Raw genomic sequence first — 15,666 nt, 5'->3', positions numbered from 1 at the left:
GGACGCCTGCGCCACCGAGGGACTGAGCAGCTTGGGTTTGGGTGGGTCAGGGACCGCAGGCAAGATGCCTGCACCACCGAGGGACTGAGCGGCTTGGGCTTGGGTGGGTCAGGGACCGCAGGCAAGATGCCTGCGCCACCGGTAGAGCGGACTGGACTGCCGGCGGGGGCGCCGGTGCCACCGAGACGAGGGATCGCAGGCGGGGACGCCTGCGCCACCTGCGAGCTGCCCGCGTTCCCGGCGGTGGCTGCGCCAGCGAGAGGCTGAGGGGCTTGGGCTTCGGTGGGTCAGGAACCGCAGGCAAGATGCCTGCACCACCGGGAGGAAAGACCGCAGGCAAGATGCCCGTCGTGAGCTGCCTCGAAGGGCCTACACCACCATGGTCAGCAGCCGTGGCGCCACTGCGCCACGGCACTGAGGGGCCGTGTCAAGGCGCCCTCCAGTACGGCGCGGGCAGGGAACGGGAAGATCGGCGCAGAAGCGGAGCCCTGTCAGCCTCTGCGGTCCTCGGCGGCCTCTGCGGTGAGTAGGCTTTCGCGGTTCGCGTCTTGCCCGCGACGATGTAACCCTTCGACGGTCAGGGGGCGCCTCTTGGTCCGGTCGGCTCCCTGACCTGAAACTGCTGTCCCTCAGCCATGTCCGGTAATTCGTGCCGAGTTTCACGCCTGAAGGGTCCTCATTGCAGACGCGGGGCAGATTTCTGCCCTACGGGCGGGGTGAGACGATGCGGAACAAGGCGACCGACTTGCCGTGGTGCTCGAAGCGCTGCAGCGGTTGCAGTGTCACCTCGGGCCGGGCGTGGCGCAGCGTGGCGGCCAGATCATGATCGCTCGACTGTGGCGAGAGGTAGAGCACCTCGGCGTCGTGCCGGGGATCCTCGACCACGGCAAGCGGGCGCGTCACGTAGCCCTCGAACGGGAAGCGCAGCTCCATCGTCTCGGGCCACGCCGCCAAAATGGCGCGCGGCGCCAGCTGTTCAAGGTAGGCCGCGGCGGCGCGGCGCACGAAGACCATGTCGCGAAATTCGAGGTTGCTTTCGAGCACGTTGCCCGGGCCGGCGCGTGTGCCCCAGTAGCGCGACACGAACAGCAGCACCACCGCCGCAGCCACTGGCACGACTCGCCGCCATGGCGTCGCCGAGTGGCGGGCGACTTGCCACAAGGCGGCGGCGGCTGTCACGAGGATGAACGGATAGGCCGGCAACAGGTAGCGGACCATGCGGTACTGAATGAAGGCCAGCATCACCACGTAGCCGGCGATGATGCCGCCGCTGAGCCACAACCGCGCCGCCCGCCAATCGACCTGCCCGAGGCCGCCCAGGGCGAGAACGCCGAGTCCGCTGGCCAGCGCCAGCGGCAGGCGCAAGCGCTGGAGCTGCGCGTAGGTGTCTTGCAGCAGCCCCCCGGGTGTAACTGCCTGTGGCGCGGCGATCAGAACGCGCTCGCTGCCGGCGAGCAGCGAGGGATATACGGCATAGACGGCGAGCACGGCAGCGGCTGCCGGCCACGCCCAGCGGCGCTGCACCGGCGCCGGCAGAGGCGCAACCAAAGCCCCGAGAACCAGCAGGGTCGCGGCCCAATTGCCGTCCCAGAAACCGGCTTGCAACAGTAGCCGGCCGAAGTGTGCGGCAGTTATCAGCAACCCACGCCACGGGATCGCGCTCGGCTCGATGCCCACGGCGGTGACAGTGTAGGGCGAGAGAAACCAGCCGTAGTGCAGCTTGCAGGCCACCAGCCAGGCCACGAAGGCAAGAAACGGCGCCGCGGCCACAACCGCGGCACGCCAGCGCTTCCCCGCCGGGGCCGCCCACCACGCAAACAACACCAAGCCCGGCAGGGCGAACTGGGCGAACTCTTTGAACAGCACCACGGCCGCAGCTGTCGCCAAATAGAGACCGCGGCGGCCTTCGAGCAGGCAGACGGCGGCGGTAACCGTCAGGGCGGTGATCGGAACCTCCAACACCACCACTTCGCTCTGGGCGAAGAACAGGGGGTTAGTTGCCAGCCAGAGCGCGGCCACCGCGCCGACCAGCGGATGCCAGCTGCGCCCGAGGCGATCAGTCATGTAGACGGCGAGCGCGGCAAAGCCGAGCCAGAGCACGTGGGCGGCGATCAGATCGTAGGGTTTCAGCGTAACCGCAAGGGCAAGCAGCTCGAGCAGCAGCGGCGGCCGCCATTGCGCGTCGAGGAAAGTGATGCCCGCAGGCAGAAACGGGCTGAAGCCGTGCGCCGCAATGGTGTGGGCATTGTGCACACGATTGAGCGCGTCCCAGTGGTGGGGCAATGACAGCGCGCCGGCATGCAGGGCCAGCAGCGCCGCGAAAATCAGACCGAAGCGGGCCAATTCGCGGATGGCAGCAGCAGCCGGCAGCGTCGGAGGCATGAGCGGCGCGAGGCTAGCCTTCGCTCTCGCAGGGGTCAACTTGCGGCGTTGCGCGTCGTCGGGGCTCGTGCGGATTGATTCCTGGCTCCGAACTGCTTAGGTTGCGCGCCATGCCGATGCTGCGCGCCAACGGGATCAGCCTTTACTACGAACTTCACGGCGACGGCCCGCCATTGGTGTTGCTGATGGGGCTGGCCGGTAACCTGGCGATGTGGGACCCGGAATTGATCGCGGCCCTCAGCCGGCGTTTTCGCCTGGTGCTGTTCGAAAACCGCGGCACCGGACGTAGCGACAAGCCGGATCATCCTTACACCATCAAGCTGTTCGCCGACGACGCCGCGGCGTTGCTCGCCGGCCTTGGCATTGCGCGGGCGCACGTCCTGGGCGCCTCGATGGGCGGCATGATTGCCCAGCAATTCGCCCTCGATCACCGCCAGCTAGTCGACCGCTTGATCCTGTGCTGCACCACCGCCGGCGGCGGCCAGGCGACGCCGCCGGACGTGGAGACGTTGATGGCGATTGCCAACACCGACGGCTTGGCGCCCGTCGACCACACCCAGCGCATGCGCGGGTTTGCTTTTCACCACTCCTTCCTCACCCCCGACAACGTCGCGTACTTGGACCGCAAGCTGATACGCGAGGTCGAGCACCCGACGCCGCCGTTTGCCCTGGCGCATCACTTCCACGCGGCGATCCACTTCGACGTGGCCGACCGCCTCGGCGAGATCGTGCAGCCGACGCTGGTGCTGGTGGGCCGGGAGGACCGTATGGTGCCGGCGCCCAACTCGCTGTGGCTGGCGCAACGCATCGCCAATGCCGACCTGATCGTCTACGGCAACGCCGGCCACGGTTTCATGACCGAGCGGCGTGCCGAGGTGGTGCGCGATATCACCGCGTTCCTGGCCGGGGAGTGAGCCGATGGCGCGCGTTCGGCTGGCGGTGTTGTTGTCCGGCAGCGGCAGTACGCTGCAAAACCTGCTCGATCGTATCGGCGACGGCCGCTTGGACGCCGAGGTCGTGGTAGTTATCGGCTCGCGGCGCGAGGCTTTCGGACTGGAGCGCGCCCGCAATGCCGGCTTGCCGGCGATCGCGGTAGCGCGCAAGGACTACGCCAGCGTCGAGGCCTTCAACGACGCGCTGCACCAGGCGCTGAGCGGCTACGACTTCGACTTGATCGTGATGGCGGGCTTCCTCTCGCAGTTTCAGCTGCGCGGCCGCTACGCCGAGCGCGTGCTCAATATCCACCCGGCACTCATCCCCGCCTTTTGCGGTCAGGGTTTCTATGGTGAGAAAGTCCACCGGGCAGTGATCGAGTCGGGGGTGAAAGTGAGCGGCTGCACGATCCACTTCGCCGACGACCAATACGATCACGGGCCGATCATCCTTCAGGGTGCCGTACCCGTGCTCGACGATGACACCCCGGCGACGCTAGCGGCGCGGGTGCATGCGCTGGAGAACGAATTGTACCCACAAGCGATCACCCTGTGGGCCGCCGGCCGCCTGCGCGTCGAAGGCCGGCGCGTCCGCGTTGTGCCGTGAGCTGCCGGGCAGCTACGGTTGCGGAGTCGGCGTCGGCGCCACGGCCTCTTTTACCTCGGCCTTCGGTGCGGCCTCCTTCGGCGGTCTCGGGACGCTCTTCTTCTTCACGCCCGGCGCCAGGATCACCCCCATCATGCGGCCTTCCATCTTGGGCGAGCCTTCGATCGATGCCACATCCTTCAACGCCTCGCACACCCCCAGCAGTTTCTGCCGGCCGAGGTCCTGATACGCCATCTCGCGGCCGCGAAAGCGCAGCGTGATCTTCACCCGATCGCCGTCGGCGATGAACTCGCGCGCGCGCTCGATTTGGCGCTGGGTGTCGCCGGTGTCGGTGCGGTAACCCAGGCGCAGCTCCTTGACCGTGGTGACGGTCTGCTTGCGCTTGGCTTCCGACTCCTTCTTGTGCTGCTGGTACTTGAACTTGCCGTAGTTGAGAATGCGGCAGACCGGCGGCTGCGCCGTCGGAGCAATCTCGACCAAATCGAGTTCGGCCTCTTGCGCCCGGCGCAAAGCATCGTCCAGCGGGACAATGCCGACCTGGCTGCCGTCCGCACCGATCAAGCGCACCTGCGGGGCTCGAATGTAACGATTGATGCGATGTGCATCAGGGGTGGGGGGAATGAACCTGCCTCTATCGCGAAACGCCAATTGACCTCCTTTCGCTCGGCTCCGGCTTCGGAACCGCGCGTAGCTTACACCGCCGCGAGCCAGGTGACAATCCGGGCGATGGCCGAATGATGATCGCTTCCGTCGTTGACCCCCGGGGAGGAACCTCTTAGGATCGCCCGCCAGCGGAGGCCAGCATGAAGCAGTGGTTTGCGTTGTCGGCGATCGGGGCGGATCGGCCTGGGATTGTGGCGGACCTCGCCACGCTGATCTACGAGTGCGACTGCAACCTCGAGGACTCCAGCATGACGCTGCTGGGCAGCGAGTTTGCCGTGCTGTTGTTACTCACGGGCGAAGGCGAGGGCGTCGAGCAGCGGCTGTCGGCAGCGTGCAAGCGGCTGGAATGGGAGAAGCGGCTGACAGTGTTCTTCCGCCCACTGGCTGGGGCACCGGTGCCGTTCGGGGCGCGCCACCACGCCAGCGGGTATGAGCTGCAGGCCGTCGGTGTCGACAAGGCGGGGATCGTCGCCAAGGTGGCGCGTTGTCTGGCCGAGCGGCAGATCAACATCAACGAAATGCGCACCCAGTCGCGGCCCGAGCCGGGGTCGGGCACGCCCATCTACACCATGCAAATTAGCATGGACGTGCCCGCGGGCACCGACGTCGCGGGGTTGCGGCGCGAGCTCGAGAGCATTGCCGCGGCTTTGCGTATCGAGATCACGCTGCAACCTGAGCGCGAGCCTTAGACTGCCGCTGCCCTCAGCCGGCTCCCGGCGGCAGCGCTGGATCACCCGGGGCTTGCACCAGTTCGAGCAAGGTGCCGTCGGGATCGGTAACGAAGATGGCCGCTGCCGCGAAGGCGGGGAAGTCGATGTGCGAGGGTTCGATCACCGCCGCTCCGGCGGCGCGCAGCTTGTCCACCACCTCATTAAGATTTGTGACTCGCAGTGATACGTGGGTCAGGCCGAGCTGGTTGAGCGGCCGCGGCCGTGGGGCGCTCACCGCCCCGGGCGAGAGGTAGTGCAACAGCTCGATGCGGGTGCCGTCGCGTTCGAGGTAGCAGGCGTGCAAGTCGACCTCCGGCAGCTGCAGCAGTGTCGCCGTCGGTTCGCCGCCGATGCGGATCTCCGACAGGTAGGTGAAGCCGAGAGCGTCGCGATAGAAGCGCAGCGAGCGCTCCATGTCGGCGACACAGATACCGATGTGGGTCAGGCGTTGGATGCTCATGGTCGGCCCCCCGCTGATTGCGCCGGTTCAAAACGGCTGCACGATTACCAGGATGACAACCGCCACCACCGCGGCGGCGGCAATCAGGTGCAGCGTGAGGAACGAGCGCGCCGGCACCGCCTCCGGCTGCGCGTGCAGTGCCAGCATGCGGCGAAAGATGCGCAGGTGCAACACGAACAGGATCACGGCCAGTGAGAGCTTAAGATGAAACCAGTGCGCCTTGAGGTAGACTCCGGGTGCGGACAGCAGAATCAGCAGGCCGGTGACCAATACCACCGCGGCCGAGGGGTTGACGATGGAACTGAACAGGCGGCCTTCCACTCGCCGTAGCGCCGGCACCGCCGGCGCTTCCTCGCCGGCATGGAGTGCCAGCATCTGTGTCAGCAGCAGCAGCGGCCCCACCCACATGATGACTGCAATCACGTGCAGCGCGATGACCCAACGCATCTAACCCTCCTTGCCAACCGGCGTACTGCACCAGTTTGCGCGGCCAGCTCCTAACAGGCGCGCGCGGCCAGCGGGTTCGGCGCTGTCAGTGCCGCCGCCTGCGCCCGAGTCAGCCGCAATGACAGCCCCGTAACCAGCAGCATCAGCGTGCCGGTGGTGAGATAGGGACCCAGCGGTCCGCCCCAGTCGAACAGGAGTCCGCCCCAGAGCGGCCCCAGTATGCGAGCCAGACTGCCGGTGGCTTGGCTCAGACCCAACACCCCGCCGTGCTCCGCCGCATCGGCGGTCTTGGAAATCAGGCTTGACAACGTCGGCGAGACCACGCCCTGGCCGATCGCCAGCGCGGCGAGGGCCAACAACAGCGGCACCAGTGGGCGCGCAAACGGCGTCGCCAGTAGCCCGAGCGCCAGCAACACGCACCCGCCCGTCACCAGCGCGCGTTCGCTGACGTGCTGCGCCAGCCGGCCGATGATGCCGCCTTGCACAACGCTCATGGTCAGCCCCATGTAACCGAAGAGCCAGTAAATCTGCGTCGCCGTCAGATGCAGCGAGGTGGCGCACAAGAGCGAGAAGGTGGTCTCCATGGTGGCGAACGAGAAGATCGCGGCACAGAACGCCACCAGCAGTACCCCCAGCTGCGGCCGGCCGCGCACCCGGCGCAGTTGCAGCAGCGGATGAACGAAACCGGCCCGCCGGCGCCGCGCCACCGCCAGTGATTCAGGCAAACGGAAGACCGCCGCCAGCAAGTTCAGGCCGCAGATCAGTGCCGCCGCCGCCCCCGGGGCCCAATGGCCATAGGCGGCCAGCAGCCCGCCAATCGCCGGCCCGAAAACAAAGCCGAGACCGAAGGCGGCACCGATCAACCCCATCCCTTTGGCCCGCTCGTGCTCGCCGGTGACGTCGGCGATGAACGCCTGCGCCACGGCGACGTTTGCCCCGCCCACGCCCGCCAGCACGCGCGAGGCGAACAGCATCGTCAGATCGGTTGCCCCGGCAAACAACGCATACGACAGCGTCGAGGTCGCCAAGCTCATCAGCATCACCGGGCGCCGGCCGATACGATCGGACAGCCGTCCCCACAGTGGCGCGAAGACGAACTGCATCGCCGAATAGCAGGCGATCACCGCCCCCGCCGTCAACCCCGAGGCCTGGAAGGTGCGGGCGTAGTACGGCAGCAGCGGGATGACGATGCCGAAACCGAGCAGGTCGACAAACACGGTAACGAAGAGAATAGCCAGCGTCGGTCGTCGGGGAGTGAGCACGGAGGCGGTCATCGAAGGCGAGGGCCGCTTACCACGATAGCCCGGCAGCGACAACCCGACCCCGGGGCCCCAAATCCGGCGCTGAGGTTGGCACTGGAAAATCCGGAGTAAGCTGGGGTTGATGCCAATTCCAGATTGAGGCTAGAGACGCGGTTGGGTTCGTTGCCTTGACTGTAGTAGCACGCCGTGTTACAGCCGCGACGCCTGCCCGGACAGTCGTGAACTGCGGCTGGCCTGGAAAAGGAAGTTATGGCCATGGAGAAGGACGACGGCATTCTGAACAGCAAGGAGGTTGCTCGGATTCTGGATATGAGCCCGGACACGGTTAACGAGTTCGCGCGCAAGAGCATCCTGCCGGCGTTCAAGGCCGGGCGGCAGTGGCGGTTTCGCCGTCGCGATATCGCTTCGTTCAAGCGCCAGTTACAAGGCGCGGACGCGGCGTAGGGGCGAAGCCTGCGGTTTCCGCGGGGTCGAATTGATGAGTGAGGTGGCGATGCCCGCCCTGGAGCAAACACAAGCCCACGAAAGCAAGATTTACTACGAGTTTTCGCATCTTTACGACCGCATCTTTGCGCGCGTCTTCTACCCGCGCATCCGCCGCGTAATTCGCTCCCTCGATATGCCCCCGGGCGCCCGCGTACTGGAAGTGGGTGCGGGGACGGGCCTCTCCTTCCCGGCCTACCCACCGCATTGCCAGGTCACCGGCATTGACCTGGCTCCGGAGATGCTGGAACAGGCGCAGGATAAGATCGTTCGTAACGGCTGGCGGCACTTCAGCGTGATGACGATGGACGCGCTCGACATGAAGTTTGCCGAGGACAGCTTCGACTACGTCATGGCTTTCCACGTCGTCAGCGTGGTGCCCGACTCACGCCGCTTGATACGGGAGATGCAGCGGGTTTGCCGGCCCGGCGGCACGGTGGTCGTGATCAACCACTTCCGCAGCCGCAACCGCGTACTGGCGGCGCTCGATCGCGCCATCGAACCGATCACCCGGCGCTTGGGCTGGCACACGCTGAGCCAGAGCGAAGTCTTCGATAACCTCCCCTTGGCGATCCGCCAGTGCTACAAGACCTCGCCGCGATCGCTCTTTACTATCGTCGTGGCCGAGAACCGCAAGCGATAGCTTGCGCTCACTTGGCCCAGTCACGTCACTGCGCCCCCGGGATAGTGCGCTGGCGCTTGGGCAGATGCCGCCATTGCCAGCCCTGATCGTGTCGCCGCCGGCGCCAACGCCGAGAGCAGTAATTGTGAGGGGGTGGGGCTTCAGCTATACTCCGGCCCAGTCTCACTTCGGAAGGTGCAAATTCTCATGAGAATACGTCGGCGGTTGACCTCGCTTGTGACGATAACGGTGCTCGCCGGGCTACTGTTGTTGGGTAGCCAGATGGTCGGGCGGGTCTTCGCGGTCGCCAAAGACGCCTACGACAACATCGAAGCCTTTACCAACGTCCTGGCACTGGTGCAGAAGAACTACGTCGACGAGGTCGGCACCAAGCAGCTCATCGAGGGCGCGATCACCGGCATGCTCGGCGCGCTCGACCCGCACAGCGCTTACCTCACCCCGGATCTCTACAAAGAACTCCAGGTCGACACGCGCGGCAGCTTCGGTGGCCTCGGTATCGAGATCACACTGCGCAACAGCCTGCTGACCGTAGTGTCGCCGATCGAGGACACCCCCGCGTTTCGCGCCGGGGTCAAGGCTGGCGACCAGATCATCAAGATCGATGACGAGTTCACCAAGGACATGACCCTGGTCGAGGCCGTGAAACGCATGCGCGGTCAGAAAGGCACCAAGATCCGTTTGACACTGCGTCGCGAGGGCACACCTGAGCTCTTCGACCTCACCCTGACCAGAGAGGTCATCAAGATACAAAGCGTTAAGTACCGCACCCTCGAAAAGGGCTACGGCTATATCCGCGTTACGCAGTTCCAAGAACGTACGGAAGACGACCTGGAAAAAGGCTTGAAGTCGCTGGAAAAGGAAAACGGCGGGCGTCTCTCGGGTGTCGTGTTGGACTTGCGCAACAACCCCGGCGGACTACTGACCCAGGCCGTGCGCGTCTCCGATGTGTTCCTGGACTCCGGCCTGGTCGTTTACACCGACGGCCGCTTGGAGACGCAGAAGCAGAAGTACTTCGCCCACAAGCAGGGCAGCCACACCGAATTCCCGATGATCGTCTTGGTCAACGGCGGCACCGCCAGCGCTTCGGAAATTGTCGCCGGGGCGTTGCAAGACCACAAGCGCGCCCTGGTGCTCGGCGAGCAGACCTTTGGAAAGGGCTCGGTGCAGACGATCCTGCCGATCGATGACAGTGCGGCGCTGCGCTTGACCACGGCGCGCTATTACACCCCCAACGGGCGCTCCATCCAGGCTATGGGCATCACGCCGGACGTGGCGATGGAAGGCGCAGTGGTGGCGGCCAAAGCCGAGCGCGAACATAACCTGCCCACGGTGCGCGAAGAGAACCTACCGCGCCACCTGGAAGCACCGCCGGGCGGTGCCAAGGACGACAAGCCGAGTGAGCCGGCCGCACCCCAAGGTACGCAAAACGGCGCCCCGCCCGCACCGGCGGCAGGGGCGGACTCAACCCAGGGTGAGGCGGCGAAAGACCCGCAGCTGCACCGTGCCCTCGAGCTGCTCAAGAGCTGGAACGTCTTCAGGACCGTGGTCGCCCAGCGCCAACCCTGACCCGCAACTGCTACCGATGAAGCGACGAGCTGCGACCACCACCGCCTCTGCTCGAAAAGGTTCCTCCCTTCCCCTCCGCTGATGGCGCGTGACCGCGCGCAAGGCGCCGGCCTGGGTTGGCTTGCCAGCTTCTCTCTCTCCGTCGTCCTTGGCGTCCTCCTGTTCGTTATCGCACAGGAAATGCGCGCCGGACGTGAACTCTCAGTGGTTAGCAGCGCGCCGAACTGCGCCGATCGCTTGGGCGAACTGAACGATCAGATCACGTTGGTTACTGCCTTGCTGCAAGCCAGCGAGCTGCCACTGCCGCCGCCGGTGGAGGAGCGCCAAGGGGCCGAGCGCTTGCGCTACGTGCACCGGCGCTACGAGTTAAGCGTGGCGCCGGAGTTGACGCTCGATGAGATTCGCACACGCCTGCTCAAAATCAGCGAACAGGATCCCTGCGTCACCATCGACGCGGTCACGGAGAACGATAGCGCTCGCATCACAATTGGTATCGACGACGTGCTAACCCACACGTTGCTGGTGCGGTGGGCGGCCCAGGTGCCACGACGGGCCCGGGTGGCCATCGTCATCGAGGATCTCGGCAATGACCTCATGGTTGCCCGCGAACTCGCCAGTCTCGATTTGCCGGTGGTGTTTGCGATCATGCCCTTCCGCCCGTTCTCCAAAGAAGTGGCCGAGCTGGCGCATCTCTTTGAGCGTGAAGTGATGCTGCAGCTGCCGTTGGCGGCGGATGGCGCCGAGGAGTTCGGCGCGACCCATCTCTTGCCCGCCGATAGCAGCGAGACCGATACGCAGCGCCGGCTCAGCGACGCGATCGAGGCGGTACCCTATGTCATCGGCGTCAGCAACCGCACCGCCTCCCGCTTCGCGCTCGACCGCGAACGGATGGCGTGGGTGATGCGCTGGCTCAAGGCGCGCCAGTTGTTGTTCGTCGACGGCCTAAGCGCGAAAGAGAGCGTCGCCACGGAGGTTGCCGCGGCCGAGGGTCTGGCGGCGGCCGGCCGTGCCATCGCTCTCGACAACGTGCCGGCGGAGAGCGCGATCAGGCTGCAACTCGACACCCTGGTGCAGCAAGCCCGTGAGCGTGGTGCGGCTATCGCCATCGCCCACCCGGAGCCCGTGACCGTGGCGACCTTGCGCGCGGTCTTCGCAAGCTGGCGCGAGCTCGGGGTCGAGGTCGCCCCGGTGGCGAGTCTGCTCGCGACCGCGGGGTCGCCGGGCAACGCGGCTGAGCGCAAATAGCCAGTGACGGCGTCGCGCCTGACCTTGGCCGCCACCCGAGCGTCTGTTACAGTCCGCCCATGTCGTTCGCCGCTACGCTCTCGCCACTGCTGAGCGTCAGTCAGCTAACCCAGCGCATCCGTGAGACGCTCGCAGCCGAGCTCGACGACTGCTGGGTGGTGGGCGAAATCTCGAACTTCCGGGTGCCGCCGTCCGGGCACTTCTATTTCAGCTTGAAAGACCGGCGCAGTCAGATTGCGGCGGTGATGTTCCGCTCGGCGAACCAAGCGCTGCCATTTCGCCCGCAAGACGGCATCGAGGTGATCGTGCGCGGTCGCGTCGGTTTGTACGAGGTGCGCGGTGACCTGCAGCTGTATGTCGAACACATGGAGCCCCGCGGCCAAGGTGCGCAGCAGCTGGCGCTGGAACAACTCAAGCAGCGGCTTGCCGCGGAAGGGTTGTTTGCCCCGGAACGTAAGCGGGCGTTGCCGGCGTTCCCGCGTGCGGTCGGCATTGCGACCGCGCTCACCGGTGCAGCGGTGCATGATCTGCTGCGGGTGCTGCGCGACCGGATGCCGGCGCAGCGGGTGATCCTGCGGTCGGTGCGAGTGCAAGGAGCGGCTGCCGGTGCCGACATCGCTGCGGCAATTGCTGACCTCAACCAGCTGCCGGCGGTGGAGGTCATCATCGTTGGCCGCGGCGGCGGCTCGCTCGAGGATTTGTGGGCGTTCAACGAGGAACGGGTCGCCCGCGCGATTGCCGCCTCACGCGTGCCGGTGGTGTCGGCCGTCGGCCACGAGATCGACGTCACGGTTGCCGACCTGGTCGCCGATCAGCGGGCACCAACGCCGAGCGCGGCGGCGGCCATGGTTGTCGCCGATCACCGGCAGTTATCTGCAGGTGTGCGCGATGAGAGCGCCGCGCTGGTAGCGGCGGTGCAGCGCCGCCTCCAGCGCGAACGCGAGCGCCTGAGCGCCTTGCGGCGCCACATCCGTGAGCCGCGGCAATTGCTCGCGAGCTGGCGCTTGCGCCTCGACGAACTCGGCGAGCGCAGTCAACGGGGTGCGCTGGCCACTCTGCGTCTGGCGCGCGAGCGTATGCGGGGAGCGGCTGAACGGCTAAACGCGCTCAGCCCGTTGGCGGTGCTCGAGCGCGGCTACAGCATCACCCGCCGGCTTGAAGATGGTGCGGTGGTGCGCGACGCTGCCGCCGTTCCGGCGCAGACGGAAATACGGTTGACCTTCGCCCGCGGCTGGGCGCGGGCGCGGGTGTCGGAAAGCGGCCGGTAGCGTAACGGCTTGGCGTGAGTGCTGTTCCATGCCCGCGAAGCGGTCTAAGAAGATGACTGACACTGGTAGTGAGAAGGGTTTCGAGGAGACCATGCGTGAGCTCGAAGCGCTGGTCGCGCGTCTGGAATCGGGCGAGCTAGCGCTGGAGAGCGCACTGGCCGCGTTTGAGCAGGGCATCGCCTTGATACGCTTGCTCAATGACAAGCTCAGCCGGGCGGAGCAACGGGTGGAAATCCTGACCCGCGACGGCGAGGGCGCGCTGCGGCTGCAGAGCGTCGAGCGGCTCAAGGACGAGGAATCGTGAACCTGAAGACTTATCTCGCACGACAGCGCCGCCTAATCGAGCACCGCTTGGACGGCTGTCTGCCGCCCGGCGGCAAGCACGCTACCGCGCTGGTGCGAGCCATGCGGCACAGCCTGTTCGCGGGCGGCAAGCGTATCCGCCCGATTCTGGCGCTGGCGGCTGCCGACGCCGTCGGCGGCGACACCAGCCTGGTGCTGCCGTTCGCCTGCGCCCTAGAGATGGTGCACACCTACTCGCTGGTGCACGATGATCTGCCGGCCATGGACGACGACGACCTGCGCCGCGGCAAGCCTACTTGCCATGTCGTGTTTGGCGAGGCCGCCGCGATCTTGGCTGGCGACGGGCTGCTGACCGAGGCGTTTCGGACCATGGCGGAGGCCGCCCTGCGGCCGGGCATGAACCGCAGGCACAGCTTGCAGGCAATACACGAGATTGCCGAGGCCGCCGGCGTGCACGGTATGGTGGGCGGCCAGGCCGCCGACATCGAAGCCGAACGCGCGGAGCCGACCTTGGCGCTGGTCGAGTTCATTCACGTACGCAAGACCGGGGCGTTGTTGCGCGCTGCCATACGCACGGGGGCGGTGCTCGGCGCCGCCAGCGCTCCGGCGTTGCGCCAGCTCACGCGCTATGGCGAGTACCTCGGCCTCGCCTTCCAGGTGGCTGACGACATCCTCGACGCAAGCGCGCCGGCGCGCGTGACCGGCAAGCGTACCGGCCGCGATCGGGTACGGCAGAAGGTCACGTTTCCAGCGGTGATGGGTGTGCCCGCGGCGCGCGAGTGTGCCCGCGGGCTGCTCGCCCAGGCCGTGAGCGCGATCGCCGGTTTCGATCGCCAGGCCGAGCCGCTGCGGGCGATTGCCGGTTACGTCGTCGGCCGTGCCGTGGGGCCGTGAGCGGCGGCCGGCGCGGCGGCCGTAGCGTCTTCGCTCTGTGGGGCTGAGCCGTGCGCCAAGCGGGCCGCGAGCGCCTCGATAAAATCCTCGTCGATCGCGGCTTGGTCACCAGCCGTGAACGAGCGCGGCGCATAGTCATGGCCGGTGAAGTGTTCGTCGAGCAGCAGCGCATCGACAAGCCCGGCGCGCTGGTTGCGCTCGGCGCCGCCATCGAGGTTCGAGGCGGTGATATCCCGTTCGTCAGTCGTGGCGGACTCAAGCTCGACGCCGCTCTGCGGGCCTGGCCGATCGCGGTGCGAGGCTGCGAGGCACTGGATGTGGGGGCATCGACCGGCGGTTGGACCGACTGCTTGCTTCAGCACGGCGCCCGCCACGTCAGTGCTGTCGACGTCGGCTACGGGCAATTTGCCTGGAGCCTGCGCAACGACCCGCGCGTTACCCTGTTCGAGCGTGCCAACATCCGTACCTGCACGCCGCCCTTCGATGAAGTGCCGGTACTCGCGGTGATTGACGTGTCGTTCATTTCTCTACGCCTGGTACTGCCGCGGGTGGTGGAGTTGGTGGCACCGGTGGCAACGATCATCGCTTTGGTCAAGCCGCAATTCGAAGTCGGCAAAGGGCAAGTGGGTAAGGGCGGCGTGGTGCGTGATCCGGTCCTTCATCGTGCCGCCGTGGCCGGCGTGCGGGCGTGCGCCGAGGCGCTGGGCTTGCGGTGCAACGGCGAGTTGGAGTCACCGGTGCGCGGGCCCGCCGGCAACCGCGAGTTCCTGCTGTGGTTGGAAAAGGGCAGCCTGTGAGCGCTCAGGAAGAAACGCGTGGCGGCAGGCCGGCGGCTCTGTAGACCGCGTCGATCACGCGCAGGTTGGCGATCGCCTCGGTTGCGTCGGTCGGTACGGCAGCGCGCTCGCACACCGCGGCGGCAAAGGCCCGGAGCTGATAAGTGTAAGTGGCCTCACCGCGCAGCCGCTCGACCGTGGTGCCGCGCTCCGTGCGCCACGTCAGGCGGTGATAGAGATGTGGCAGCCAGGGGTTGAGCAGGCTCACTTCGCCACGGTCCCCGCGCACAACCGCGCTGAGCCGCAGCAGCACAGTTGAAAACAGCGAACACGTCATGTGCCCGGTGCGGCCGTCGGCAAAGCGGAAGTCGGCGCGCATGTAACGGTCCAAGTTCGGCGAGCTCAACCGCGCCTGCGCTCGTGTCACTTCCGGTTCCGCCGCGGCGAGATAACGCAGCAGGCTGATGGTGTAGCAACCGAGATCCATGGTGGCGCCGCCGGCAAGGTCGTAGCGGTAGCGGATATCTCCCGGCCGCAGCAGCGGCACGCACATGTGGGTTTCGATGTGGCGAATCCGGCCCAGCTCGCCGCTGTCGGTGATCTCCTTCAGGCGCTTGATGGCGGGGTGGTAGCGGTAGTGAAAGGCCTCCATCAGGACGCGGCCGGTGGCAGCGGCCGCTTGCGCCATGCGCTCGGCTTCAGCCGCGTTTGCGGCCAGCGGCTTTTCGCACAGCACGTGTTTGCCGGCTTCAAGCGCGCGGATCGTCCACTCGTAGTGATGGCTGTTCGGTAAAGGGTTGTAAATCGCGTCGAGCTCGGGATCGGCGATCAACGCGGCATAGTCGGTGTGGACGCGGGCGATGCCGTGTTTGGCGGCGAAGCGCCGCGCGCGTTCAGGATCACGCGCCGCCACCGCGGTGACGGCGACCTCGGGTACCGCTAGCGCCGGGCGCAGCAGCGCCATCGGCGTGATGCGGGCCGCGCCCAAGGTGCCTATGCGCAACGGAGAAGTCGCAAGCATTGCC

At 66.5% G+C, this 15,666-nt stretch carries 17 protein-coding genes; 11 read left to right on the top strand and 6 right to left on the bottom strand.

The features are described from left to right. Positions 1-705 precede the first annotated feature (705 nt). Positions 706-2,382: a hypothetical protein gene (locus HY699_13640; protein ID MBI4516849.1), complete on the bottom strand. Its 1,677-nt coding sequence runs from the start codon at positions 2,380-2,382 to the stop codon at positions 706-708. 110 nt (positions 2,383-2,492) lie between these two features. Between HY699_13640 and HY699_13635 the strand changes: the two genes are divergently transcribed. Beyond that, entirely contained in the window at positions 2,493-3,296 is an 804-nt protein-coding gene (locus HY699_13635) for an alpha/beta fold hydrolase (GenBank protein ID MBI4516848.1), read from the top strand. A 4-nt stretch (positions 3,297-3,300) separates the two neighbouring features. Then, entirely contained in the window at positions 3,301-3,921 is a 621-nt protein-coding gene (locus HY699_13630) for a phosphoribosylglycinamide formyltransferase (protein MBI4516847.1), read from the top strand. A 12-nt stretch (positions 3,922-3,933) separates the two neighbouring features. Here HY699_13630 and infC read toward each other — a convergent pair whose 3' ends face one another. Then, positions 3,934-4,542: a translation initiation factor IF-3 gene (gene infC / locus HY699_13625; GenBank protein ID MBI4516846.1), complete on the bottom strand. Its 609-nt coding sequence runs from the start codon at positions 4,540-4,542 to the stop codon at positions 3,934-3,936. A gap of 182 nt (positions 4,543-4,724) precedes the next feature. Between infC and HY699_13620 the strand changes: the two genes are divergently transcribed. Beyond that, positions 4,725-5,273, top strand: a complete 549-nt coding sequence (locus tag HY699_13620) for a hypothetical protein (protein ID MBI4516845.1) — start codon at positions 4,725-4,727, stop codon at positions 5,271-5,273. 13 nt (positions 5,274-5,286) lie between these two features. On the opposite strand, the gene HY699_13615 is transcribed toward HY699_13620, so the two are convergent. The 3 genes from HY699_13615 to HY699_13605 are packed head-to-tail and all read right to left on the bottom strand — an operon-like array spanning position 5,287 to position 7,463. Beyond that, a complete protein-coding gene (locus HY699_13615; GenBank protein MBI4516844.1) occupies positions 5,287-5,754 on the bottom strand; it encodes a VOC family protein in 468 nt (155 codons plus the stop codon). 27 nt (positions 5,755-5,781) lie between these two features. Continuing rightward, positions 5,782-6,201, bottom strand: coding sequence for a CopD family protein (locus tag HY699_13610; protein ID MBI4516843.1), 420 nt, complete (start codon positions 6,199-6,201; stop codon positions 5,782-5,784). Positions 6,202-6,251: 50 nt separating this feature from the next. After that, positions 6,252-7,463, bottom strand: a complete 1,212-nt coding sequence (locus HY699_13605; GenBank protein MBI4516842.1) for an MFS transporter — start codon at positions 7,461-7,463, stop codon at positions 6,252-6,254. Positions 7,464-7,718: 255 nt separating this feature from the next. On the opposite strand from HY699_13605, the gene HY699_13600 reads away from it, so the two are divergent. The 8 genes from HY699_13600 (at position 7,719) to HY699_13565 (ending at position 14,662) form a co-directional block, all read left to right on the top strand. Next, complete coding sequence (locus HY699_13600; GenBank protein MBI4516841.1) at positions 7,719-7,907, top strand: helix-turn-helix domain-containing protein; 189 nt, start codon at positions 7,719-7,721, stop codon at positions 7,905-7,907. Between the two features lie 34 nt (positions 7,908-7,941). Then, entirely contained in the window at positions 7,942-8,589 is a 648-nt protein-coding gene (locus HY699_13595; protein ID MBI4516840.1) for a methyltransferase domain-containing protein, read from the top strand. Between the two features lie 186 nt (positions 8,590-8,775). Continuing rightward, positions 8,776-10,155 carry a S41 family peptidase gene (locus HY699_13590; GenBank protein ID MBI4516839.1) on the top strand — a complete coding sequence of 460 codons (1,380 nt, stop codon included), beginning with the start codon at positions 8,776-8,778 and terminating at the stop codon, positions 10,153-10,155. An 81-nt stretch (positions 10,156-10,236) separates the two neighbouring features. Next, on the top strand, positions 10,237-11,400 hold the full coding sequence (locus HY699_13585) for a divergent polysaccharide deacetylase family protein (protein MBI4516838.1): 1,164 nt from the start codon (positions 10,237-10,239) through the stop codon (positions 11,398-11,400). 59 nt (positions 11,401-11,459) lie between these two features. Then, positions 11,460-12,668, top strand: coding sequence for an exodeoxyribonuclease VII large subunit (gene xseA / locus HY699_13580; GenBank protein ID MBI4516837.1), 1,209 nt, complete (start codon positions 11,460-11,462; stop codon positions 12,666-12,668). 28 nt (positions 12,669-12,696) lie between these two features. Then, positions 12,697-12,972: an exodeoxyribonuclease VII small subunit gene (locus HY699_13575; GenBank protein ID MBI4516836.1), complete on the top strand. Its 276-nt coding sequence runs from the start codon at positions 12,697-12,699 to the stop codon at positions 12,970-12,972. Next, on the top strand, positions 12,969-13,865 hold the full coding sequence (locus HY699_13570) for a polyprenyl synthetase family protein (protein MBI4516835.1): 897 nt from the start codon (positions 12,969-12,971) through the stop codon (positions 13,863-13,865). The genes HY699_13575 and HY699_13570 overlap by 4 nt, the downstream gene beginning before the upstream one ends. Before the next feature lie 50 nt (positions 13,866-13,915). Continuing rightward, positions 13,916-14,662, top strand: coding sequence for a TlyA family RNA methyltransferase (locus HY699_13565; protein MBI4516834.1), 747 nt, complete (start codon positions 13,916-13,918; stop codon positions 14,660-14,662). A gap of 4 nt (positions 14,663-14,666) precedes the next feature. Here the strand turns inward: HY699_13565 and HY699_13560 are convergent, their stop codons facing one another. Then, complete coding sequence (locus HY699_13560) at positions 14,667-15,662, bottom strand: Gfo/Idh/MocA family oxidoreductase (protein MBI4516833.1); 996 nt, start codon at positions 15,660-15,662, stop codon at positions 14,667-14,669. Positions 15,663-15,666: the final 4 nt, after the last annotated feature.

The organism is Deltaproteobacteria bacterium (assembly GCA_016210005.1).
Taxonomy (GTDB): domain Bacteria; phylum Desulfobacterota; class Binatia; order HRBIN30; family JACQVA1; genus JACQVA1.
Note: the sequence above shows the minus strand (reverse complement) of the source record. Positions and strands in the feature narration are given on the sequence as shown.